Consider the following 21327-nt stretch of genomic DNA (forward strand, 5'->3'; position numbering starts at 1 on the left):
AATGATCCAGATGATCCAGGGGATGAACTTGTGATCGCCCTCTCTCTCGCCGAGATCGCAGAAGTCGTCGGCGGGCGGATGCATGACATACCGGACGCGTCCGCGCAGGTCACCGGGCCGGTCGTCCGGGACTCCCGGGAAGCGGGGCCCGGCAGCCTCTTCGTCGCCTTCGTCGGCGAGCGGGTGGACGGCCACGACTTCGCCTCGGCGGTCGTCGGGGCGGGCGCGGTGGCCGTCCTCGGCTCCCGCCCCGTCGGCGTGCCCGCGATCGTCGTGGACGACGTCCAGGCCGCCCTCGGTGCCCTCGCCCGGCACGTCGTACGGCGCCTCGGCACCACACTCGTGGCGCTCACCGGGTCCGCGGGCAAGACCAGCACCAAGGACCTCATCGCCCAGGTGCTCCAGCGCCGGGCGCCCACGGTGTTCACGCCCGGCTCCCTCAACAACGAGATCGGGCTGCCGCTCACCGCGCTCACCGCCACCGAGGAGACGAGGTTCCTCGTCCTGGAGATGGGCGCCCGCGGCATCGGCCACATCCGGTACCTGACCGAACTGACCCCGCCGAAGGTCGGCCTCGTCCTCAACGTCGGCTCCGCGCACATCGGCGAGTTCGGCGGCCGGGAGCAGATCGCCCAGGCCAAGGGCGAGCTGGTGGAGTCCCTTCCGCCGGCCGACGAGGGGGGCGCCGCGATCCTCAACGCGGACGACCCGTACGTCCGGGCCATGGCCTCCCGAACGAAGGCGAAGGTGGTCCTTTTCGGAGAGTCCGACGAAGCGGACGTTCGCGGTGAGAACGTGCGACTCACGGACAGCGGACAGCCTTCGTTCAGGCTTCACACACCCTCCGGTGCAAGCGATGTGACCATGCGCCTGTACGGTGAGCACCACGTGTCGAACGCGCTCGCCGCGGCCGCCGTCGCCCACGAGTTGGGCATGTCCGCAGACGAGATCGCCACCGCGCTCTCCGAGGCGGGCTCCCTCTCCCGCTGGCGGATGGAGGTCACCGAGCGCCCGGACGGCGTGACGGTCGTCAACGACGCCTACAACGCGAACCCCGAGTCCATGAAGGCCGCGCTGCGTGCGCTGGCCGCCATCGGCAAGGGGCGTCGTACGTGGGCGGTGCTCGGCAAGATGGCCGAGCTCGGGGACGAGGCGCTCGCCGAGCACGACGCGGTCGGGCGGCTCGCCGTCCGGCTCAACGTCAGCAAGCTCGTCGCGGTCGGGGGCAGGGAAGCCCGCTGGCTGCAACTGGGCGCATATAACGAGGGTTCGTGGGGTGAGGAGTCGGTGCACGTGTCCGACGCACAGGCGGCGGTCGACCTGTTGCGCAGCGAGTTGCGCCCGGGGGACGTCGTACTCGTGAAGGCGTCCCGTTCGGTGGGGCTGGAGAGCGTCGCCGCGGCGCTGCTCGAGACCGGCGCCGAGGGTGAGGTTGCCGCCCGATGATGAAGCAGATCCTGTTCGCGGGAGTCATTGGCCTCTTCCTGACGCTGGTCGGCACCCCGCTGCTGATCAAGCTGCTGGCCCGCAAGGGCTACGGCCAGTACATCCGCGACGACGGCCCGCGCGAGCACGCCAGCAAGCGCGGTACGCCGACCATGGGCGGTATCGCCTTCATCTTCGCCACGGTCGCCGCCTACTTCCTCGCCAAGGTGATCACCAGCTACCTGGACCCCGAGGCGGACGCGGCGCCGACCTTCTCGGGCCTGCTGGTGCTCGGCCTGATGGTGGGCATGGGCCTGGTCGGCTTCCTCGACGACTACATCAAGATCGTCAAGAGGCGTTCGCTGGGTCTGCGGGCCAAGGCGAAGATGGCCGGCCAGCTGATCGTCGGCATCGGATTCGCGGTGCTCTCGCTGCAGTTCGCGGACAACCGGGGCAACACCCCGGCGTCCACGAAGCTGTCGTTCATCACGGACTTCGGCTGGTCGATCGGCCCGGTGCTGTTCGTCGTCTGGGCCCTGTTCATGATCCTCGCCATGTCGAACGGCGTGAACCTGACCGACGGCCTGGACGGTCTCGCCACCGGCGCCTCCGTCCTGGTCTTCGGCGCCTACACCTTCATCGGCGTCTGGCAGTTCCAGGAGTCCTGCGCCAACGCGCTGACCCTGACCAACCCGGGCGCCTGCTACGAGGTGAGGGACCCCCTCGACCTCGCGGTGGTCTCCTCCGCCCTGATGGGTGCCTGCCTCGGCTTCCTGTGGTGGAACACCTCGCCGGCCAAGATCTTCATGGGTGACACCGGTTCGCTCGCGCTCGGCGGTGTGCTCGCGGGCCTGGCGATCTGCTCGCGCACCGAACTGCTGATCGCCATCCTCGGCGGTCTGTTCGTCCTGATCACCATGTCGGTGGTCATCCAGGTCGGCTCCTTCCGCCTCACCGGCAAACGCGTCTTCCGGATGGCGCCACTCCAGCACCACTTCGAACTCAAGGGCTGGTCCGAGGTCCTCGTCGTGGTCCGCTTCTGGATCATCCAGGGCATCTGCGTGATCGTCGGACTGGGCCTCTTCTACGCGGGATGGGCAGCGGACAAGTGACCACCTCCTCGGAGCCTTTCGACTTCCAGGGCAAGCACGTCACCGTCGCCGGACTCGGCGTCTCCGGCGTCCCGGCGGCCAAGGTCCTGCGGGGCCTCGGGGCCCGCGTCACGGTCGTCAACGACGGCGGCGACGAGCGCGCCCGGGCGCAGGCGGCCGAGCTGGAGGCGCTCGGCGTCACCGTGCGCCTCGGTGACGGGGCGACCCTGCCCGAGGACACCGAGCTGATCGTCACCGCGCCCGGCTGGAAACCGGACAAGCCGCTGTTCCTCGCGGCGGCCGAGGCCGGCGTCCCCGTCTGGGGCGACGTCGAACTGGCCTGGCGCCTGCGCGGCCGGGGCGGCAGAGAAGCAGCGCCCTGGCTCGCGGTCACGGGCACCAACGGCAAGACCACCACCGTCCGGATGCTGGCGTCGATCCTGAAGGCGGCCGGCCTGCGCACCGCGGCCGTCGGCAACATCGGCGTCTCCCTGCTGGACGCGGTCACCGGCGGCACGGAGTACGACGTCCTCGCGGTCGAGCTGTCCAGCTACCAGCTCCACTGGGCGCCCTCCCTGCGCGCCCACTCGGCCGCCGTGCTCAACCTCGCCCCGGACCACCTCGACTGGCACGGCTCCATGGAGGCCTACGCCGCCGACAAGGGCCGCGTCTACGAGGGAAATCAGGTCGCCTGCGTCTACAACGTCGCCGACAAGGCCACCGAGGACCTGGTCCGCGAGGCCGACGTCGAGGAGGGCTGCCGGGCCGTCGGCTTCACCCTCGGGGCCCCGGCCCCCGGCCAACTCGGTGTCGTGGAGGGCATCCTGGTCGACCGCGCCTTCGTCGAGGACCGGCAGAAGAACGCCCAGGAGATCGCCGAGGTCTCCGACGTCGACCCGCCGGCCCCGCACAACATCGCCAACGCCCTGGCCGCCGCGGGCCTCGCCCGTGCCTTCGGCGTCCCCGCCGCCGCCGTGCGCGACGGGCTGCGGGCCTTCACCCCGGACGCCCACCGGATCGCTCACGTCGCCGACGTCGGCGGGGTCGCCTACGTGAACGACTCCAAGGCGACCAACACCCACGCCACCGAGGCCTCCTTGGCGGCGTACGAGTCGATCGTCTGGATCGCCGGCGGGCTGGCCAAGGGGGCCACCTTCGACGAACTGGTCGCGGGAGCGGCGAAGCGCCTGCGCGGCGCGGTCCTCATCGGCGCCGACCGCGCCCTGATCCGCGAAGCCCTGGCGCGACACGCCCCCGAGGTACCCGTGGTCGACCTCGACCGGACCGACACTGGGGCGATGCTCCAGGCCGTCCAGGAGGCCCGGCGGCTCGCCCGGCCCGGCGACACGGTGCTGCTGGCCCCGGCCTGTGCCTCCATGGACATGTTCACCAACTACAACAAGCGTGGTGACGCGTTCGCGGAGGCCGTTCGCGAACTCGGCGCCTGACCCGGTTGCCTCCTGCGCCGGGCGACCTCGGGAGGGACGCGTGGGACGGTCCATGCCGACGTACAGCGGAGGCCGCGATGCCCGGTAGTCCCCAGAGCCGTACCGGACGTCCGCCCGTACAGCGGGCAGTCAAGCGGCCGGCGGCACCGGGGCCGGAGCACGAGAACCCCGTGCTCCGCCTCCACCACCGGCTGCGCCGCGCCTGGGACCGGCCGCTGACCGCGTACTACCTGATCTCCGGCGGCAGCGCGCTGATCACCGTGCTCGGCCTGGTGATGGTCTACTCGGCCTCCCAGATCACCGCGCTCCAGCTGTCGCTGCCAGGGTCGTACTTCTTCCGCAAGCAGTTCCTGGCGGCCCTGATCGGCGCAGCGCTGCTGTTGGCCGCCATGCGCATGCCGGTGAAGCTGCACCGCGCGCTGGCCTACCCGATCCTCGCCGGCGCCGTCTTCCTGATGATCCTGGTGCAGGTTCCGGGGATAGGGGTCGCGGTCAACGGCAACCAGAACTGGATCGCGCTGGGCGGCTCCTTCCAGATCCAGCCCAGCGAGTTCGGGAAGCTGGCCCTGGTGCTGTGGGGCGCGGACCTGCTGGCCCGCAAGCAGGACAAGAGGCTGCTGACGCAGTGGAAGCACATGCTGGTGCCGCTGGTGCCGGCCGCCTTCATGCTGCTCGGGCTGATCATGCTCGGCGGCGACATGGGTACGGCGATCATCCTGACGGCGATCCTGTTCGGCCTGCTGTGGCTGGCGGGCGCGCCCACCCGGCTGTTCGCCGGAGTACTGTCGATCGCCGCGCTGCTCGGCTTCATCCTCATCAAGACCAGCCCCAACCGGATGGCCCGGCTGAACTGCATCGGCGCCACCGACCCCGGGCCGGGCGACTCCTGCTGGCAGGCGGTGCACGGCATCTACGCTCTCGCCTCGGGCGGACTGTTCGGTTCCGGGCTCGGCGCCAGTGTGGAGAAATGGGGCCAACTCCCGGAAGCGCACACGGACTTCATCTTCGCCGTCACCGGTGAGGAACTGGGCCTGGCGGGGACGCTGTCGGTGCTCGCCCTCTTCGCGGCTCTAGGCTATGCGGGTATCCGCGTGGCCGGACGAACGGAGGACCCCTTCGTGAGGTATGCCGCGGGAGGCGTGACCACCTGGATCACGGCCCAGGCCGTGATCAACATCGGTGCGGTCCTCGGGCTGCTGCCGATCGCAGGCGTCCCGCTCCCGCTGTTCTCCTACGGGGGTTCCGCCCTGTTGCCGACCATGTTCGCCGTCGGTCTGCTGATCGCCTTCGCGCGTGACGAACCCGGTGCGCGGGCGGCGCTTGCGCTGCGGCAACCTCGCTTTGGTAGAAAGCGGGGGACCGGGGGCACCGGGTCCAAGCGGAGCCCACGGAGTTGGAACACGATGCGACGGCGCGCCTCGGCGGCGCGCTCGTCCGGAGAGCGGTGAATTTCGGTGCATGTCGTACTCGCCGGCGGAGGAACCGCGGGCCACATCGAGCCCGCGCTCGCCCTCGCGGACGCCCTGCGCAGGCAGGATCCGACCGTGGGGATCACGGCCCTGGGCACGGAACGCGGCCTCGAGACCCGCCTCGTACCCGAGCGCGGGTACGAACTGGCGCTGATCCCGGCCGTACCGCTGCCGCGCAAGCCCACCCCCGAGCTGATCACCGTCCCGGGCCGGCTGCGCGGCACCATCAAGGCGACCGAGCAGATCCTGGAGCGCACCAAGGCGGACGCCGTGGTCGGCTTCGGCGGCTACGTCGCCCTGCCCGGCTACCTCGCGGCCAAGCGGCTCGGCGTGCCGATCGTGGTCCACGAGGCCAACGCCCGCCCGGGCCTGGCCAACAAGATCGGGTCGCGGTACGCCGCGCAGGTCGCCGTCTCCACCCCGGACAGCAAGCTGCGCGACGCCCGCTACATCGGCATCCCGCTGCGCCGCTCCATCGCCACGCTGGACCGGGCGGCCGCCCGGCCCGAGGCCCGGGCGATGTTCGGGCTCGACCCCAACCTGCCCACGCTGCTGGTCACGGGCGGCTCGCAGGGCGCCCGCCGTCTCAACGAGGTGGTCCAGCAGGTCGCGCCCTGGCTCCAGCAGGCGGGCATCCAGATCCTGCACGCGGTCGGCCCCAAGAACGAACTGCCGCAGGTCCACCAGATGCCGGGGATGCCCCCGTACATCCCGGTAAGTTACCTGGACCGGATGGACCTCGCGTACGCCGCGGCCGACATGATGCTCTGCCGCGCGGGTGCGATGACCGTCGCCGAGCTCTCCGCCGTCGGACTTCCGGCCGCCTACGTCCCGCTGCCCATCGGCAACGGCGAACAGCGGCTGAACGCCCAGCCGGTGGTCAAGGCCGGCGGCGGACTGCTGGTCGACGACGCGGAACTGACGCCCGAGTGGCTGCAGCACAACGTCCTGCCGGTGCTCGCCGACCCGCACCGGCTGTACGAGATGTCCCGTGCCGCCGCCGAGTTCGGCCGCAGGGACGCCGACGACCTCCTCGTCGGCATGGTGTACGAGGCGATCGCCGCCCGAGCGCACCGCTAGACACGTTCGACGGAAGGCAGGGAGCGTGGCCGGACCGACCACCGCCGAGCGCGGTGAACGCCAGCAGGAGTCGTCCGGCCCGCCCCGTGCGCGGCGGTTCAGCCCGCCCCGACTTCGTACGATCATCATCCTGGCCGTCGCGCTCGTGTGCGCCGCGGGCGGGACCGTCTGGCTGCTCTACGGCTCGAACTGGACGCGTGTGGAGCGCGTGTCGGTCTCCGGCACCCGTGTGCTGACGCCCGCGCAGGTCCGCGAGGCCGCCGACGTACCCGTCGGGGACCCGCTGGCCTCCGTCGACACCGCGGTGATCGAGGCGCGGCTGCGCCGGGAACTGCCCCGCATCGACGAGATCGGCGTGGAGCGTTCCTGGCCGCGCGGAATCGAGCTGAAAGTGAAGGAGCGCACTCCGGTTCTGATCGTCCAAAAGGGCCGAAAGTTCGTGGAAGTGGACGACGAAGGTGTCCGATTCGCCACGGTGACCCGGGCCCCGAAAGGCGTGCCGGAACTGGAATTGAAGCCCGTCCGGTCCGGCTCCGCCGCGGCGAGCCTGCGCCGCTTCGACGAGGACCGTCTGGTCGTGGAGGCGGTGCGGGTGGCCGGGCGGCTCCCGGACGCGGTCGCCCGGGACGCACGGGTCGTCAAGGTGCGCTCCTACGACGACATCTCGGTCGAGTTGAGCCGCGACCGGACCGTGGCCTGGGGGAGTGGGGAGCAGGGGGCGCGGAAGGCCACCGCGCTCACCGCCCTGATGAAAGCGGCGTCCGGGGCGCGGCACTTCGACGTGAGTGTTCCCACCGCCCCCGCGTCATCGGGAAGTTGACGGGTATACGCGCAGGCCAGCACCCTGGTTGGGCAGCGCTATGGCTGATCACATAGGGTGAAAAGAAAAACGGGAGGTTCGGCGTGTTCGTTGAACGTGCGCCACTTGTCGACTTAGTGTCCTGTTCAGAAGACTTCAAGGAACAGACACACTGGTAACCCTAAACTTCAGCGTTAGGGTTCGGGTCGGCGCTACGGACCGTCCCCATCGGCATCAGTCGTCGGTCGCCGGGCAGCAGTGCCTCGCTGATCCGACGACACGTAACTCGAGGCGAGAGGCCTTCGACGTGGCAGCACCGCAGAACTACCTCGCAGTCATCAAAGTCATCGGTGTCGGCGGCGGTGGTGTCAATGCCATCAACCGGATGATCGAGGTCGGTCTCAAGGGCGTCGAGTTCATCGCCATCAACACCGACGCGCAAGCTCTGTTGATGAGCGACGCCGACGTCAAGCTCGACGTCGGCCGCGAACTCACCCGCGGACTCGGCGCCGGAGCCAACCCGGCCGTCGGCCGCAAGGCCGCCGAGGACCACCGCGAGGAGATCGAGGAGGTCCTCAAGGGGGCCGACATGGTCTTCGTGACGGCCGGCGAAGGCGGCGGCACCGGCACCGGCGGCGCGCCCGTCGTGGCCAACATCGCCCGCTCGCTGGGAGCCCTCACCATCGGCGTGGTCACCCGCCCGTTCACCTTCGAGGGACGGCGCCGGGCCAACCAGGCCGAGGACGGCATCGCCGAGCTGCGCGAAGAGGTCGACACCCTCATCGTGATCCCCAACGACCGGCTGCTGTCCATCTCGGACCGCCAGGTCAGCGTGCTCGACGCGTTCAAGTCCGCGGACCAGGTGCTGCTGTCCGGTGTACAGGGCATCACTGACCTCATCACCACCCCGGGCCTGATCAACCTGGACTTCGCCGACGTGAAGTCGGTCATGTCCGAGGCCGGTTCCGCCCTCATGGGCATCGGCTCGGCGCGCGGCGACGACCGCGCGGTGGCCGCGGCCGAGATGGCGATCTCCTCGCCGCTGCTGGAGGCGTCCATCGACGGCGCCCGGGGCGTGCTGCTCTCCATCTCCGGCGGCTCCGACCTCGGCCTCTTCGAGATCAACGAGGCCGCCCAGCTGGTCAGCGAGGCCGCCCACCCCGAGGCCAACATCATCTTCGGCGCGGTCATCGACGACGCCCTGGGCGACGAGGTCCGGGTCACCGTGATCGCGGCCGGCTTCGACGGGGGCCAGCCGCCGTCCAAGCAGCGGGACACCGTCCTCGGTTCCACCTCCTCGGCCAAGCGCGAGGAGCCCGTCCCGGCGCGGCAGACCGAGAGCCGCCCGTCCTTCGGCTCGCTCGGCAGCGTCAAGCCGAAGGAGGAGCCGGAGCCGGCCCCCGCGCCGGAGCCGGTGAGCGACCTGCCGCCGGTCGCCCCGCCGCCGGTCCCGCCGTCGAGGACCTACTCGGACAGCGCGGCCGAGGAACTGGACGTGCCGGACTTCCTGAAGTGATAGGACAGCGCGACACCGTGAACGGCGCGCACTTCGGCTTCACCGACCGGTGGGGCGGAGTGAGCGCCGTTCCGTACGAGGAGCTCAACCTCGGCGGCGCGGTCGGCGACGACCCCGGCGCCGTGACGGCCAACCGGGAGCTGGCTGCCACGTCGCTGGGCGCCGACCCGGCCCGGGTGGTCTGGATGAACCAGGTGCACGGAGCCGACGTCGCCGTGGTCGACGGGCCCTGGGGCGACCGCCCGGTTCCGCGGACCGACGCGATCGTCACCGCCGAACGCGGCCTCGCCCTCGCCGTCCTCACCGCCGACTGCGTGCCCGTCCTGCTCGCCGACCCCGTCGCCGGCGTCGCCGCCGCGGCCCACGCCGGCCGGCCCGGCCTGGTCGCCGGGATCGTCCCCGCCGCCGTACGTGCCATGACGGAACGCGGCGCCGACCCGGCCCGGATCGTCGCCCGCACCGGACCCGCCGTGTGCGGCCGGTGCTACGAGGTGCCCGAGGACATGCGCGCCGAGGTGGCCGCCGTCGAACCGGCGGCGCACGCCGAAACGAGCTGGGGCACACCGGCGCTCGACGTGGGCGCCGGCGTGCACGCGCAGCTCGAACGCCTCGGGGTGCGCGACCGGGCGCAGTCGCCGGTGTGCACCCGGGAGTCGAAGGACCACTTCTCGTACCGACGCGACCGCACCACCGGGCGGCTCGCGGGCTATGTCTGGCTGGACTGATGGGGCATGACGGACCGTAAGAGGGAACTCGCCGGAAACCTGGCGACAGTGGAGGAGCGGATCGCCGCCGCCTGCGACGCCGCGGGCCGCCGCCGCGAGGAGGTGACCCTGATCGTGGTCACCAAGACCTACCCGGCGGACGATGTGCGTCTTCTCTCCGGCCTCGGCGTGCGCCATGTCGCCGAGAACCGCGACCAGGACGCGGCCCCCAAGGCCTCGGCATGCTCGGACCTGCCGCTTTCGTGGCATTTCGTCGGTCAACTGCAGACCAACAAGGTGCGCTCCGTGGTCGGTTACGCGGACGTCGTGCAGTCCGTGGACCGTCCCAAGCTCGTCACGGCCCTGTCGAGGGAAGCCGTGCGGGCCGGACGCGAGGTGGGCTGTCTCCTCCAGGTCGCGCTCGACGCGGGGGAGAACGGCCGAGGCGAACGGGGTGGCGTCGCTCCCGCGGGAGTCGAGGAGTTGGCCGACCTGGTCGCGGAGGCGGAAGGGCTGCGGCTCGACGGACTGATGACCGTCGCCCCGCTGACCGGCGAGTACGCGGGACGGCAACGGGCGGCGTTCGAACGCCTCATGGATGTGTCGACCTGCGTGCGCCGGACCCATCCGGCTGCCAACATGGTCTCCGCAGGAATGAGTGCGGACCTCGAACAGGCCGTGGCCGCCGGAGCGACACATGTACGCGTCGGCACCGCGGTACTCGGAGTCCGCCCCGGGCTCGGGTAACGTCGCCAAGAAGTCGGACCACAGCAGAAAATATGGTCATTGCCGCCGAAAGGCGGACGCAACGACCTCGTGGATCGCGGGCACTTGGCAGGCGTCAGCCGATCCACCACAGAGCGGAGGACTCAGAGCATGGCCGGCGCGATGCGCAAGATGGCGGTCTACCTCGGCCTCGTGGAGGACGATGGGTACGACGGCCGGGGGTTCGACCCCGACGACGACTTCGAACCCGAACTGGACCCGGAGCCCGAGCGGGACCACCGGCGGCACGAGCCGGTGCACCAGCCTCACGGTTCACATCAGGCACAAAGGGACGAAGAGGTACGAGTCGTACAGCCGCCTCCGCAGCGCGAGCCGGTGCCCCGCTCCACTTCGCTCGCGGCGGAATCGAGCCGCCCGGCGCGGATCGCGCCCGTGGCATCCATCACACAAGAACGCGCAAGCCTGGAAAAGAGCGCACCGGTCATCATGCCCAAGGTCGTGTCCGAACGAGAGCCCTACCGGATCACCACACTTCACCCCCGGACCTACAACGAGGCCCGTACCATCGGGGAACACTTCCGTGAGGGCACTCCGGTGATCATGAATCTTACTGAGATGGATGACACAGATGCGAAGCGACTTGTCGACTTTGCTGCCGGTTTGGTGTTTGGTCTTCACGGCAGTATCGAGCGGGTGACGCAGAAGGTGTTCCTGCTGTCTCCTGCTAACGTCGATGTCACGGCGGAGGACAAGGCCCGCATCGCAGAGGGCGGGTTCTTCAACCAGAGCTGAGACGCACCACCGGTACAGAGCAAGAACACGGACCCGAGAACCGGGTCCGAGAGATGGTTCAGGGGAGAGGGAAGCGCAGGTCATGAGCGTGGTTCTGGATGTCGTCTACATCGCGCTGATGTGCTTCCTCATCGTGCTCATCTTCCGGTTGGTCATGGACTACGTCTTCCAGTTCGCCCGCTCGTGGCAACCCGGCAAGGCGATGGTGGTCGTTCTGGAGGCCACCTACACTGTCACCGATCCACCGTTGAAGCTTCTGCGGCGGTTCATCCCGCCGCTGCGTCTCGGGGGCGTGGCGCTCGACCTGTCCTTCTTCGTACTGATGATCATCGTCTACATCCTGATCTCGATCGTGAGCCGGCTGTGATCGATGAGAGAGATACGGGCTTGCCGAATGCCGACGACAACGTTGAGGTGAAGAGATGCCGTTGACCCCCGAGGACGTGCGGAACAAGCAGTTCACGACCGTCCGCCTCCGAGAAGGCTATGACGAGGACGAGGTCGATGCCTTCCTCGACGAGGTCGAAGCCGAGCTGACCCGACTGCTCCGCGAGAACGAGGACCTGCGCGCCAAGCTGGCCGCGGCGACGCGCGCGGCTGCGCAGAATCAGCAGAACATGCGCAAGCCCCCGGAACCGCCACAGGACCAGCAGCAACAGCAACAGCATCAGCAGCAACAGCAGCAGCACCCGCAGCACCCGCAACAGCAGCAGGGGATGCCGCAGCAGGGCATGCGAGGTCCCGGCGCTCCGGTGCCCGCCGGCATATCGGGCCCGCCGCAGCAGCAGATGGGTGGCCCCATGGGTGGCCCGCCCCAGCTGCCGAGCGGTGCCCCGCAGCTGCCCGCCGGCCCCGGCGGTCAGGGTGGTCCGCAGGGACCCGGCCCGATGGGCCAGGGCCCGGGACCGATGGGCCAGGGCGGCCACGGTCCGATGCAGGGCCAGATGGGCCCCGGCCCGATGGGCGGCCCCATGGGCGGCCCGCAGGGTCCCGGGATGCCCGGTCAGGGCGGTCCCGGTGGCGACAGTGCCGCCCGTGTCCTCTCGCTGGCCCAGCAGACCGCCGACCAGGCGATCGCCGAGGCCCGTTCCGAGGCCAACAAGATCGTCGGCGAGGCGCGTTCGCGTGCCGAGGGTCTGGAGCGGGACGCGCGGGCCAAGGCCGACGCCCTGGAGCGGGACGCGCAGGAGAAGCACCGCGTCGCGATGGGCTCCCTGGAGTCCGCCCGCGCCACGCTGGAGCGCAAGGTCGAGGACCTGCGCGGCTTCGAGCGCGAGTACCGGACGCGGCTGAAGTCGTACCTGGAGTCGCAGCTGCGTCAGCTGGAGACCCAGGCGGACGACTCGCTCGCCCCGCCGCGTACGCCCGCGACGGCCTCCCTGCCGCCGTCCCCGGCGCCCTCGATGGCTCCGGCCGGCGCGAGTGCCCCGTCGTCCTACGGTGGCAACCAGTCGATGGGCAGCGGTCCGGGCCAGTCCGGTCCGTCCTACGGCGGCCAGCAGCAGATGTCGCCGGCGATGACCCAGCCGATGGCGCCGGTGCGCCCGCAGGGGCCGTCGCCGATGGGGCAGGCGCCCTCGCCGATGCGCGGGTTCCTGATCGACGAGGACGACAACTGACGCGCTGACGAACGGTAGTACGGCGGCACGGCCGGCAACGTTCAGGGCGGGCCCCGGGTTTCTGACCCGGGGCCCGCCCTTGTGCCGTACGTGCGCTGTCGCGGGCGATCGTGCTCTCGCCGCCCCCGGCGCCGGTACGGGCGGAAACGACCCGGCACCGGTACGGGCGGAAAGCGATGGGCCCGGCCTCCCCTGAACCCAAGGGGGAGGCCGGGCCCAGTGCCGTCCGGTTACTGCTTGCGCAGGCGGAACGTGAGGGAGAGGCCCTCGTCCGTGAACGGCTCCCCGTACGCGTCGTCCGCCTCGCCCTGTGCGAAGTCCGTCGCCAGGACCTCGTCGGCGATCAGGCCCGCGTGGTCGGTCAGGGCGGCGGTCGTCGCCGGGTCCCCGGCCGTCCAGCGCAGGGCGATGCGGTCGGCGACGTCGAGGCCGCTGTTCTTGCGGGCCTCCTGGATCAGCCGGATCGCGTCCCGGGCGAGACCCGCGCGGCGCAGCTCCTCCGTGATCTCCAGGTCCAGCGCCACCGTCGCGCCGGAGTCCGAGGCGACCGACCAGCCCTCGCGCGGAGTCTCCGTGATGATCACCTCGTCGGGAGCGAGGGTGATCGTCTCGCCGTCGACCTCCACCGACGCCGTGCCCTCGCGCAGGGCCAGGGAGAGCGCCGCGGCGTCCGCGCCGGCGACGGCCTTCGCCACGTCCTGGACGCGCTTGCCGAACCGCTTGCCGAGGGCGCGGAAGTTGGCCTTCGCGGTCGTGTCGACCAGCGAGCCGCCGACCTCGCTCAGCGACGCCAGGGACTCGACGTTCAGCTCCTCCGTGATCTGCGCGTGCAGCTCGGGGGTGAGCGCGTCGAAGCCCGCCACCGCGATCAGCGCGCGGCTGAGCGGCTGACGGGTCTTGACGCCGGACTCCGCCCGCGTGGCACGGCCCAGCTCCACCAGGCGGCGGACCAGGACCATCTGCCGCGACAGCTCGGGGTCGATCGCCGACAGGTCGGCCTCCGGCCAGGAGGACAGGTGGACCGACTCCGGGGCGTCCGGGGTGACCGGCACGACCAGGTCCTGCCAGACCCGCTCGGTGATGAACGGGGTCAGCGGGGCCATGAGCTTGGTGACCGTCCCGACGACCTCGTGCAGCGTGCGCAGCGCCGCCTTGTCGCCCTGCCAGAAGCGGCGGCGGGAGCGGCGGACGTACCAGTTGGACAGGTCGTCGACGAAGGCGGACAGCAGCTTGCCGGCGCGCTGGGTGTCGTACGCGTCCAGTGCCTGGGTGACCTGGTCGGTGAGCGCGTGCAGCTCGGAGAGCAGCCAGCGGTCCAGGACGGGGCGGTCGGCCGGGGCCGGGTCGGCCCCGCTCGGTGCCCAGCCCGCGGTGCGGGCGTACAGGGCCTGGAAGGCGACCGTGTTCCAGTAGGTGAGGAGCGTCTTGCGGACGACCTCCTGGATGGTGCCGTGACCGACCCGGCGGGCCGCCCACGGGGAGCCGCCGGCCGCCATGAACCAGCGGACCGCGTCGGCACCGTGCCGGTCCATCAGCGGGATGGGGTCCAGGGTGTTGCCGAGGTGCTTGGACATCTTGCGGCCGTCCTCGGCGAGGATGTGGCCGAGGCACACGACGTTCTCGTACGAGGACTTGTCGAAGACCAGGGTGCCGACCGCCATCAGCGTGTAGAACCAGCCGCGGGTCTGGTCGATGGCCTCGCTGATGAACTGCGCCGGGTACCGGCTCTCGAACAGCTCCTTGTTCTTGTGCGGGTAGCCCCACTGCGCGAACGGCATCGAACCCGAGTCGTACCAGGCGTCGATGACCTCCGGCACGCGCGTGGCCGTCCTGCCGCAGCCGTCCTGCGGGCAGGCGAAGGTGACCTCGTCGATGTACGGGCGGTGCGGGTCCAGGGCGGACTGGTCGGTACCGGTCAGCTCGGTGAGTTCGGCGCGGGAGCCCGCCACCGTGAGGTGGTCGTCCTCGCAGCGCCAGACGGGCAGCGGGGTGCCCCAGTAGCGGTTGCGGGAGAGCGCCCAGTCGATGTTGTTGGTCAGCCAGTCGCCGTACCGGCCGTGTTTGACCGAGTCCGGGAACCAGTTGGTCCCCTCGTTCTCCTGGAGGAGGCGGTCCTTGATCGCCGTGGTGCGGATGTACCAGGAGGGCTGCGCGTAGTACAGCAGCGCGGTGTGGCAGCGCCAGCAGTGCGGGTAGCTGTGCTCGTAGGGGACGTGCCGGAAGAGCAGGCCCCGGGTGTCCAGGTCCTCGGTCAGCTTCTCGTCGGCCTTCTTGAAGAAGACGCCGCCGACCAGCGGCAGGTCCTCCTCGAAGGTGCCGTCGGGGCGGACCGGGTTGACCACGGGCAGGCCGTAGGAGCGGCAGACCTTGAGGTCGTCCTCACCGAAGGCGGGGGACTGGTGGACCAGGCCCGTGCCGTCCTCGGTGGTGACGTAGTCGGCGTTGACGACGTAGTGGGCCGGCTCGGGGAACTCCACCAGCTCGAACGGGCGCTGGTACGTCCAGCGCTCCATGTCCGCACCCGTGAAGGACTCGCCGGTGGTCTCCCAGCCCTCGCCCAGGGCCTTGGCGGCCAGCGGCTCGGCGACGACCAGCTTCTCCTCGCCGTTCGTCGCGACGACGTAGGTCACCTCGGGGTGCGCGGCGACCGCCGTGTTCGAGACCAGCGTCCAGGGCGTGGTCGTCCAGATCAGCAGCGCGGCCCGGCCGGCCAGCGGGCCGGAGGTCAGCGGGAGGCGGACGTAGACCGACGGGTCGACGACCGACTCGTAGCCCTGCGCCAGCTCGTGGTCGGACAGGCCGGTGCCGCAGCGGGGGCACCAGGGGGCGACGCGGTGGTCCTGGACCAGCAGGCCCTTGCCGAAGATCTCCTTCAGGGACCACCAGACGGACTCGATGTACTCGGGGTCCATCGTGCGGTACGGGTCCTGGAGGTCGGCCCAGTAGCCCATGCGCGTGGTGAGCGCTTCGAAGGCGTCGGTGTGGCGGGTCACCGACTCGCGGCACTTGGCGTTGAACTCGGCGATGCCGTACGCCTCGATGTCCTGCTTGCCGGAGAAGCCGAGCTCCTTCTCCACCGCCAGCTCCACGGGCAGGCCGTGGCAGTCCCAGCCGGCCTTGCGGCCCACGTGGTAGCCGCGCATGGTGCGGAAGCGGGGGAAGACGTCCTTGAAGACGCGCGCCTCGATGTGGTGGGCGCCGGGCATGCCGTTGGCGGTGGGCGGGCCCTCGTAGAACACCCACTCGGGGCGGCCCTCGGACTGCTCGAGGCTCTTGGCGAAGATCTTCTGCTCGCGCCAGAAGTCGAGCACCGCGTGTTCGAGCGCGGGCAGGTCGACCTGGGCGGGCACCTGGCGGTACTGCGGCTGCGTATTCAACGAGCTTCCTCCGGCGGACGTGCTGCCTTCCGTCGGAGGGACGAGAGCTGCGCTCCCGCGGTACCACCCTCCTTGGCTCCCGGTGCTCCTGTGCGCCGGTGAGCCCCCTCGTTGGGGCGCGAGGCCGGGTCTACTCGTCCAGACGGTGCTGCTGGGCTTTCTTCCGGCGGCTCCGGGGTGATCTTCACGTCGCGCTCGCCCCCGGGCTCCCACCGTCCCCGGGTCGCTCTGGGCTGCGTACGCCGCTACTCGTCCCCATCCACGCTTCTCGCTCCGCCCAGTGTACGGCGCCGCGCGGACGGCGGCCGACCGGTTTTCGCGCCGGGCGGGACGGGCCGTGTGCGGGCTCCGTGCGGTCCGCGGTGACCCGAATGCCGCCACCGGGCGTCCGGCTCCCGAACGCCCCGGCCGGGCCCCGGGTCCGGCGGATTACCGGGCGGGGAGCTGGGCACAACGCATGCATGCCCGGTGCGCGACGCGCGCGGCGCGGGCGCATCGGGCGGCGTGCCCCGTTGCCGCGGGAGGCGAGTCGATTTATCGTCCCAGCACGATGCGCGAGCAAGATCACAATATGTGAAGGGGCCGCGGCCATGGTGGCGAAGAAGACCGCCGTACAGCAGTCCGAGGCGGCTGCGGAGAAGACCGCCGCCAAGAGGCCGACGGCCGGGAAGGCGGCCGCCGGCGGGACGACGGCCGCCGCGGAGAGCACAGCGGGGACGGGCGCGGCGGAGGAGGACGGCGCGGCGGAGGACTCGGTGAAGGACCCGGCGCGGGAGGGCGTCGAGGCGCCGGGCCCGGCGGACGGGAGCGGCGCGGAGCGGAGCCCGGCCAGGAAGACCGGGGGGAAGCGGGCTCCGGCGAAGAAGAGCACGGCGAAGAAGAGCACGGCCAAGAAGAGCACGGCCAAGAAGGCGGGCGCGGCGCGGGCCGCGGAGCAGACGGGAGCCACGACGGTGGTTGCGAAGAAGACCCCTGGCACGGCCACGGCGGCCAAGACCGCCGTTCCCAAGGCACGCGGCGCCGCTGCGGACCCCGGCGACCTCGCGGTACGTCCCGGCGAGGAGCCCTGGACCCCGGAGGAGGCCGAGGAGGCGCGCGGGGAGCTGCAGTCCGAGGCCGACCGGCTGCGCACCGAGATCGACTCCTCCGAACGGTCCCTGCAGGGCATGATGCGGGACTCCGGGGACGGCGCGGGCGACGACGAGGCGGACACCGGCAGCAAGAACATCACGCGCGAGCACGAGCTGGCGCTGGCCGCCAACGCGCGCGAGATGCTCACCCAGACCGAGCGCGCCCTGGAACGTCTGGAGGCGGGCACCTACGGCCTGTGCGAGAACTGCGGCAACCCCATCGGCAAGGCGCGCATGCAGGCCTTCCCGAGGGCCACCCTGTGCGTCGAGTGCAAGCAGAAGCAGGAGCGCCGCTACTGATCCGCCGCCGCTTCGTCCCCGTACGCGTCCTGAGCACGTGCGAGGCCGAAAGCGTGCCGTACTCTCGTCCTCAGTCAGGTACCTAGGCTGAGGGACTCACGTGGCAGAGGCGGAGCGCATCATCGGTACGCCGGACACCCCGGACGCGGCGGGGGACGGGCCGGAGCGGCCCGATGCCGAGCGGGAGCAGCCCCCGGAGCGTCCCCGGGGCAAGCGGCGGATCGCCGTGCTGTTCGCGGTCGCCGCGTTCGCGTACGCGCTCGACCTGGCCAGCAAGATGATCGTGGTCGCCAGGCTGGAGCACCAGGAGCCCATCGAGATCGTCGGGGACTGGCTGCGGTTCGTGGCGATCCGCAACGCGGGCGCGGCCTTCGGCTTCGGCGAGGCCTTCACCGTGATCTTCACGGTGATCGCGGCGGCCGTGATCGTCGTGATCGCCCGCCTGGCGCGCAAGCTCCACAGCCTGCCGTGGGCGATCGCGCTCGGCATGCTGCTCGGCGGCGCCCTCGGCAACCTCACCGACCGGATCTTCCGCTCGCCGGGCGTCTTCGAGGGCGCGGTCGTGGACTTCATCGCGCCCAAGCACTTCGCCGTCTTCAACCTCGCCGATTCGGCGATCGTCTGCGGTGGCATCCTGATCGTGATCCTCTCCTTCCGGGGCCTGGATCCGGACGGGACCGTCCACAAGGACTGAGCGCGCGTTCGGGACCGCCGGCCCCGTCCGGCATACTCGACGGGTGAGCACGCTTCCCGAGATCCGCACCCTGCCCGTGCCCGACGGCCTGGAGGGCGAGCGCGTCGACGCCGCCATCTCCCGCATGTTCGGCTTCTCCCGTACCAAGGCCGCGGAGCTCGCCGCGGCGGGCAAGGTGCAGGTCGACGGATCGGTGGTCGGCAAGTCCGAGCGCGTCCACGGCGGCGCCTGGCTCGAGGTGGAGATGCCGCAGGCGCCCGCGCCGGTGCAGGTGGTCGCCGAACCCGTCGAGGGCATGGAGATCGTGCACGACGACGAGGACGTCGTCGTGGTCGTCAAACCGGTCGGCGTCGCCGCACACCCCTCGCCCGGCTGGAACGGGCCGACGGTCATCGGCGGACTGGCCGCCGCCGGGTACCGCGTCTCCACGTCCGGTGCCGCCGAGCGGCAGGGGATCGTGCACCGCCTCGACGTGGGCACGTCCGGCCTGATGGTGGTGGCCAAGTCCGAGCGCGCGTACACCTCGCTCAAGCGCCAGTTCAAGGAGCGCACGGTCGACAAGCGCTACCACACGCTCGTGCAGGGCCACCCCGACCCGACCAGCGGCACCATCGACGCCCCCGTCGGCCGCCACCCCCAGCACGACTACAAGTGGGCCGTGACCGCCGAGGGCAAGCCCTCCGTCACGCACTACGACCTCATCGAGGCCTTCCGCGCCGCGTCCCTGCTCGACGTGAAGCTGGAGACCGGCCGCACCCACCAGATCCGCGTCCACATGGCCGCCCACCGGCACCCCTGCGTCGGCGACCTGACCTACGGCGCCGACCCGACGCTCGCCAAGCGGCTGCGCCTGACCCGGCAGTGGCTGCACGCCGTGCGCCTCGGCTTCGAGCACCCCGGCGACGGACAGTGGGCCGAGTTCGCCAGCGACTACCCCGAGGACCTCCAGCAGGCCCTGGACCTGGTCCGCGAGGAGACCTACGGATGAGCGCCCCGGCCGCGGCACCGTCGTACGAGGTGCGGGTCGCCGAGGACCCCGGGGACCGGGAGGCGTGCTTCGCGGTGCGCAAGGACGTCTTCGTCGGCGAGCAGGAGGTCCCCGAGGACATCGAGTACGACGCCTACGACGCCGACGCCGTGCACGTCCTGGCGGTCCGGGTGGACGGCGTGCCGCTGGGCACCGGCCGGCTGCTGCACGGAGAGGCCGCCGCGGCGAAGAACGGCGACGGCGACCCGGCCGTCGGTTCGCTCGGGCGGCTCGCCGTGACCCGGGACGCCCGCGGACTGGGCGTCGGGGCCGCGCTGGTGCGGGCCGTCGAGGAGGCGGCCCGCGCGCGTGGACTCGACGCGGTCGACCTGCACGCGCAGACCCATGCCCTGGGTTTCTACGAGCGGCTGGGGTACGAGGCGTACGGACCGGAGTTCCCCGACGCCGGGATCCCCCACCGCGCGATGCGGCGCACCCTGTAGGCGGAGGCGCCGAACGGGCCGGTGGGGCCCGTGTCGTGACAGGCTCGGGTCCGCCGTGTGACGCCGAGACCCCACCGGAGCGCTGAGCGTGGATCAGTTGGCCCTGTTGTTCGTGCTGCTGCTCGGGGCCCTGGTGAGCGTCCCGCTCGGGGACCGGCTGCGGCTGCCCGCGCCGGTGCTGATGACCGTCCTCGGGATCGTTCTGGCCCTGGTCGACTTCGTGCCCGACGTCGACATCCCGCCCGAACTCATCCTGCCCGCGCTGCTGCCGCCGCTGCTCTACGCGGCGGTACGGCGCACGTCCTGGCGGCAGTTCGCGGCCAACAAGCGCCCCATCTTCCTGCTGGCGGTCGCGCTGGTCTTCGTCACCACGGCCTGTGTGGCCACGGTGGCCCACGCGATCGTGCCCGGGCTGCCGGTCGCCGCCGCCTTCGCGCTCGGCGCGCTGGTGGCGCCGCCCGATCCGGTCGCGGCCACCGCGGTCGCCGGGCAGCTGGGGCTGCCGCGCCGTCTGGTGTCCATCCTGGAGGGCGAAGGGCTGTTCAACGACGTCACGGCCATCGTGCTGTACCACGTGGCCGTCGCCGCCGCGGTCAGCGGCACCTTCTCGCCCTGGGAGGCGGGGCTCGACCTGGTGCTCTCCGCCGTCGTCGCGGTGGCCGTCGGGCTCGCGCTGGGCTGGGGCTCCAACAAGCTCCTGACGGTCCTCGGCGATCCCACGCTGCAGATCGGGCTGACCCTGCTGGTGCCGTTCGTGAGCTACGTCCTGGCCGACGAACTGCACGGCTCCGGGGTGCTCGCGGTGCTCACCACCGCGCTGTTCCTCGCCGAGTACGCCTCCGACGCCGACGACGTGATGAGCCGGCTCGCCGGACACACCGTCTGGAACGTCGTCGACACGCTCGTCACCGGGGTCGCCTTCGGGCTCATCGGCCTGGAGCTGCGCAACGCGGTCCGTACGGCCTCCGGCCGGTGGACGGAACTGCTCGGCTGGGCGGCGGCGATCAGCGCCGTGGTCATCCTGGTCCGGCTGCTGTGGCTGCTGCCGGCCACCTGGCTGACCCGGCGGCTGCACGCCGGACGCGGCCACGACGAGGAGATCCCGACGAGCCGGCGGGAGACCGTCGTCATGTGGTGGGCGGGGATGCGGGGCGTCGCCTCCGTCGCGCTGGCGCTGGCGATCCCGCTGACCACGGACGACGGGGCGGCCTTCCCCGAACGGGACGAGATCGTCTTCGTCGCCTTCGGGGTGATCATGGTCACGTTGCTGCTCCAGGGCCTGACGCTGCCCTGGCTGGTGGGCCGGCTCGGTGTACGGGCGGACACCGAACGGGAGAAGGCCTACGAGAAGGAGCTGGCCGTGCGCGCGGCCGGGGCCGCGAAGCGGCGGCTGAAGGAGATCGAGTCGGTCGAGGAGCTGCCGGACGAGCTGTCCGAGCGGATGCTGCGGCGCGCCTACGACATCGGCATGCGCATCAGCCCGGACCTCGGCGACGAGAAGCGCCGGGAGGCGCAGGAGCAGCGGGCCCGGCGGGTCGAGCGCGTCCGGCGCATCCAGGGCGAGATGCTGAGCGCCGCCCGCCACGAGGTGCTGGCGGCGCGCAGTGAAGCCGGCGCGGACCCGGAGATCGTCGACCGGGTCCTGCGCCACCTGGACGTGCGCAGCCTGCGCTGACCCCGGCCGCGT

At 71.2% G+C, this 21327-nt stretch carries 18 protein-coding genes; 17 read left to right on the plus strand and 1 reads right to left on the minus strand.

What is annotated here, in order from left to right:
* Positions 1-30: 30 nt before the first annotated feature.
* The 12 genes from ACVV2G_RS02310 (at position 31) to divIVA (ending at position 12669) form a co-directional block, all read left to right on the plus strand.
* Positions 31-1446, plus strand: a complete 1416-nt coding sequence (locus tag ACVV2G_RS02310; protein WP_453840835.1) for a UDP-N-acetylmuramoyl-tripeptide--D-alanyl-D-alanine ligase — start codon at positions 31-33, stop codon at positions 1444-1446.
* The gene (gene mraY, locus ACVV2G_RS02315) at positions 1446-2537 is read left to right on the plus strand and encodes a phospho-N-acetylmuramoyl-pentapeptide-transferase (RefSeq protein WP_453840987.1); all 1092 of its coding nucleotides are present in this window, start codon (positions 1446-1448) and stop codon (positions 2535-2537) included. Before ACVV2G_RS02310 ends, mraY begins: the two co-directional genes overlap by 1 nt.
* Positions 2519-3964, plus strand: a complete 1446-nt coding sequence (gene murD / locus ACVV2G_RS02320; RefSeq protein ID WP_453840836.1) for a UDP-N-acetylmuramoyl-L-alanine--D-glutamate ligase — start codon at positions 2519-2521, stop codon at positions 3962-3964. Before mraY ends, murD begins: the two co-directional genes overlap by 19 nt.
* A gap of 77 nt (positions 3965-4041) precedes the next feature.
* Positions 4042-5412, plus strand: coding sequence for a putative lipid II flippase FtsW (ftsW, locus tag ACVV2G_RS02325; protein WP_453840837.1), 1371 nt, complete (start codon positions 4042-4044; stop codon positions 5410-5412).
* Between the two features lie 6 nt (positions 5413-5418).
* Positions 5419-6513, plus strand: a complete 1095-nt coding sequence (gene murG, locus ACVV2G_RS02330; RefSeq protein WP_453840838.1) for an undecaprenyldiphospho-muramoylpentapeptide beta-N-acetylglucosaminyltransferase — start codon at positions 5419-5421, stop codon at positions 6511-6513.
* 25 nt (positions 6514-6538) lie between these two features.
* Complete coding sequence (gene ftsQ, locus ACVV2G_RS02335) at positions 6539-7333, plus strand: cell division protein FtsQ (protein ID WP_453840839.1); 795 nt, start codon at positions 6539-6541, stop codon at positions 7331-7333.
* Between the two features lie 286 nt (positions 7334-7619).
* The gene (ftsZ, locus tag ACVV2G_RS02340) at positions 7620-8828 is read left to right on the plus strand and encodes a cell division protein FtsZ (protein WP_453840840.1); all 1209 of its coding nucleotides are present in this window, start codon (positions 7620-7622) and stop codon (positions 8826-8828) included.
* Positions 8825-9553 (plus strand): peptidoglycan editing factor PgeF, encoded by a 729-nt coding sequence (pgeF, locus tag ACVV2G_RS02345; protein ID WP_453840841.1) that lies wholly within the window; start codon positions 8825-8827, stop codon positions 9551-9553. Before ftsZ ends, pgeF begins: the two co-directional genes overlap by 4 nt.
* A gap of 6 nt (positions 9554-9559) precedes the next feature.
* A complete protein-coding gene (locus ACVV2G_RS02350) occupies positions 9560-10279 on the plus strand; it encodes a YggS family pyridoxal phosphate-dependent enzyme (protein WP_453840842.1) in 720 nt (239 codons plus the stop codon).
* 129 nt (positions 10280-10408) lie between these two features.
* Positions 10409-11050 (plus strand): cell division protein SepF, encoded by a 642-nt coding sequence (locus tag ACVV2G_RS02355; protein WP_453840843.1) that lies wholly within the window; start codon positions 10409-10411, stop codon positions 11048-11050.
* 82 nt (positions 11051-11132) lie between these two features.
* Entirely contained in the window at positions 11133-11417 is a 285-nt protein-coding gene (locus tag ACVV2G_RS02360; protein ID WP_007448661.1) for a YggT family protein, read from the plus strand.
* 55 nt (positions 11418-11472) lie between these two features.
* Positions 11473-12669 (plus strand): apical growth/hyphal branching protein DivIVA, encoded by a 1197-nt coding sequence (gene divIVA / locus ACVV2G_RS02365; RefSeq protein ID WP_453840844.1) that lies wholly within the window; start codon positions 11473-11475, stop codon positions 12667-12669.
* A gap of 230 nt (positions 12670-12899) precedes the next feature.
* Here divIVA and ileS read toward each other — a convergent pair whose 3' ends face one another.
* Positions 12900-16046: an isoleucine--tRNA ligase gene (gene ileS, locus ACVV2G_RS02370; protein WP_453840845.1), complete on the minus strand. Its 3147-nt coding sequence runs from the start codon at positions 16044-16046 to the stop codon at positions 12900-12902.
* Positions 16047-16636: 590 nt separating this feature from the next.
* On the opposite strand from ileS, the gene ACVV2G_RS02375 reads away from it, so the two are divergent.
* The 5 genes from ACVV2G_RS02375 to ACVV2G_RS02395 all read left to right on the plus strand — a co-directional run bounded on the left by ACVV2G_RS02375 (position 16637) and on the right by ACVV2G_RS02395 (position 21315).
* Positions 16637-17476, plus strand: coding sequence for a TraR/DksA family transcriptional regulator (locus tag ACVV2G_RS02375; protein ID WP_453840846.1), 840 nt, complete (start codon positions 16637-16639; stop codon positions 17474-17476).
* Between the two features lie 100 nt (positions 17477-17576).
* Positions 17577-18170 (plus strand): signal peptidase II, encoded by a 594-nt coding sequence (gene lspA, locus ACVV2G_RS02380; RefSeq protein WP_453840847.1) that lies wholly within the window; start codon positions 17577-17579, stop codon positions 18168-18170.
* A gap of 43 nt (positions 18171-18213) precedes the next feature.
* On the plus strand, positions 18214-19158 hold the full coding sequence (locus ACVV2G_RS02385) for an RluA family pseudouridine synthase (RefSeq protein ID WP_453840848.1): 945 nt from the start codon (positions 18214-18216) through the stop codon (positions 19156-19158).
* Positions 19155-19640 (plus strand): GNAT family N-acetyltransferase, encoded by a 486-nt coding sequence (locus ACVV2G_RS02390; protein WP_453840849.1) that lies wholly within the window; start codon positions 19155-19157, stop codon positions 19638-19640. The genes ACVV2G_RS02385 and ACVV2G_RS02390 overlap by 4 nt, the downstream gene beginning before the upstream one ends.
* Before the next feature lie 88 nt (positions 19641-19728).
* Positions 19729-21315: a Na+/H+ antiporter gene (locus ACVV2G_RS02395; protein ID WP_453840850.1), complete on the plus strand. Its 1587-nt coding sequence runs from the start codon at positions 19729-19731 to the stop codon at positions 21313-21315.
* Positions 21316-21327 lie beyond the last annotated feature (12 nt).

The organism is Streptomyces sp. JK94 (assembly GCF_053613315.1).

Bases quoted from the DNA above. Each gene is read 5' to 3' on its own strand.
- mraY (WP_453840987.1), top strand. From the start codon at position 1,446: ATGAAGCAGATCCTGTTCGCGGGAGTCATTGGCCTCTTCCTGACGCTG.
- murD (WP_453840836.1), top strand. From the start codon at position 2,519: ATGGGCAGCGGACAAGTGACCACCTCCTCGGAGCCTTTCGACTTCCAG.
- ftsW (WP_453840837.1), top strand. From the start codon at position 4,042: ATGCCCGGTAGTCCCCAGAGCCGTACCGGACGTCCGCCCGTACAGCGG.
- ACVV2G_RS02350 (WP_453840842.1), top strand. From the start codon at position 9,560: ATGACGGACCGTAAGAGGGAACTCGCCGGAAACCTGGCGACAGTGGAG.
- ACVV2G_RS02355 (WP_453840843.1), top strand. From the start codon at position 10,409: ATGGCCGGCGCGATGCGCAAGATGGCGGTCTACCTCGGCCTCGTGGAG.
- ACVV2G_RS02360 (WP_007448661.1), top strand. From the start codon at position 11,133: ATGAGCGTGGTTCTGGATGTCGTCTACATCGCGCTGATGTGCTTCCTC.
- divIVA (WP_453840844.1), top strand. From the start codon at position 11,473: ATGCCGTTGACCCCCGAGGACGTGCGGAACAAGCAGTTCACGACCGTC.
- ACVV2G_RS02375 (WP_453840846.1), top strand. From the start codon at position 16,637: ATGGTGGCGAAGAAGACCGCCGTACAGCAGTCCGAGGCGGCTGCGGAG.
- ACVV2G_RS02390 (WP_453840849.1), top strand. From the start codon at position 19,155: ATGAGCGCCCCGGCCGCGGCACCGTCGTACGAGGTGCGGGTCGCCGAG.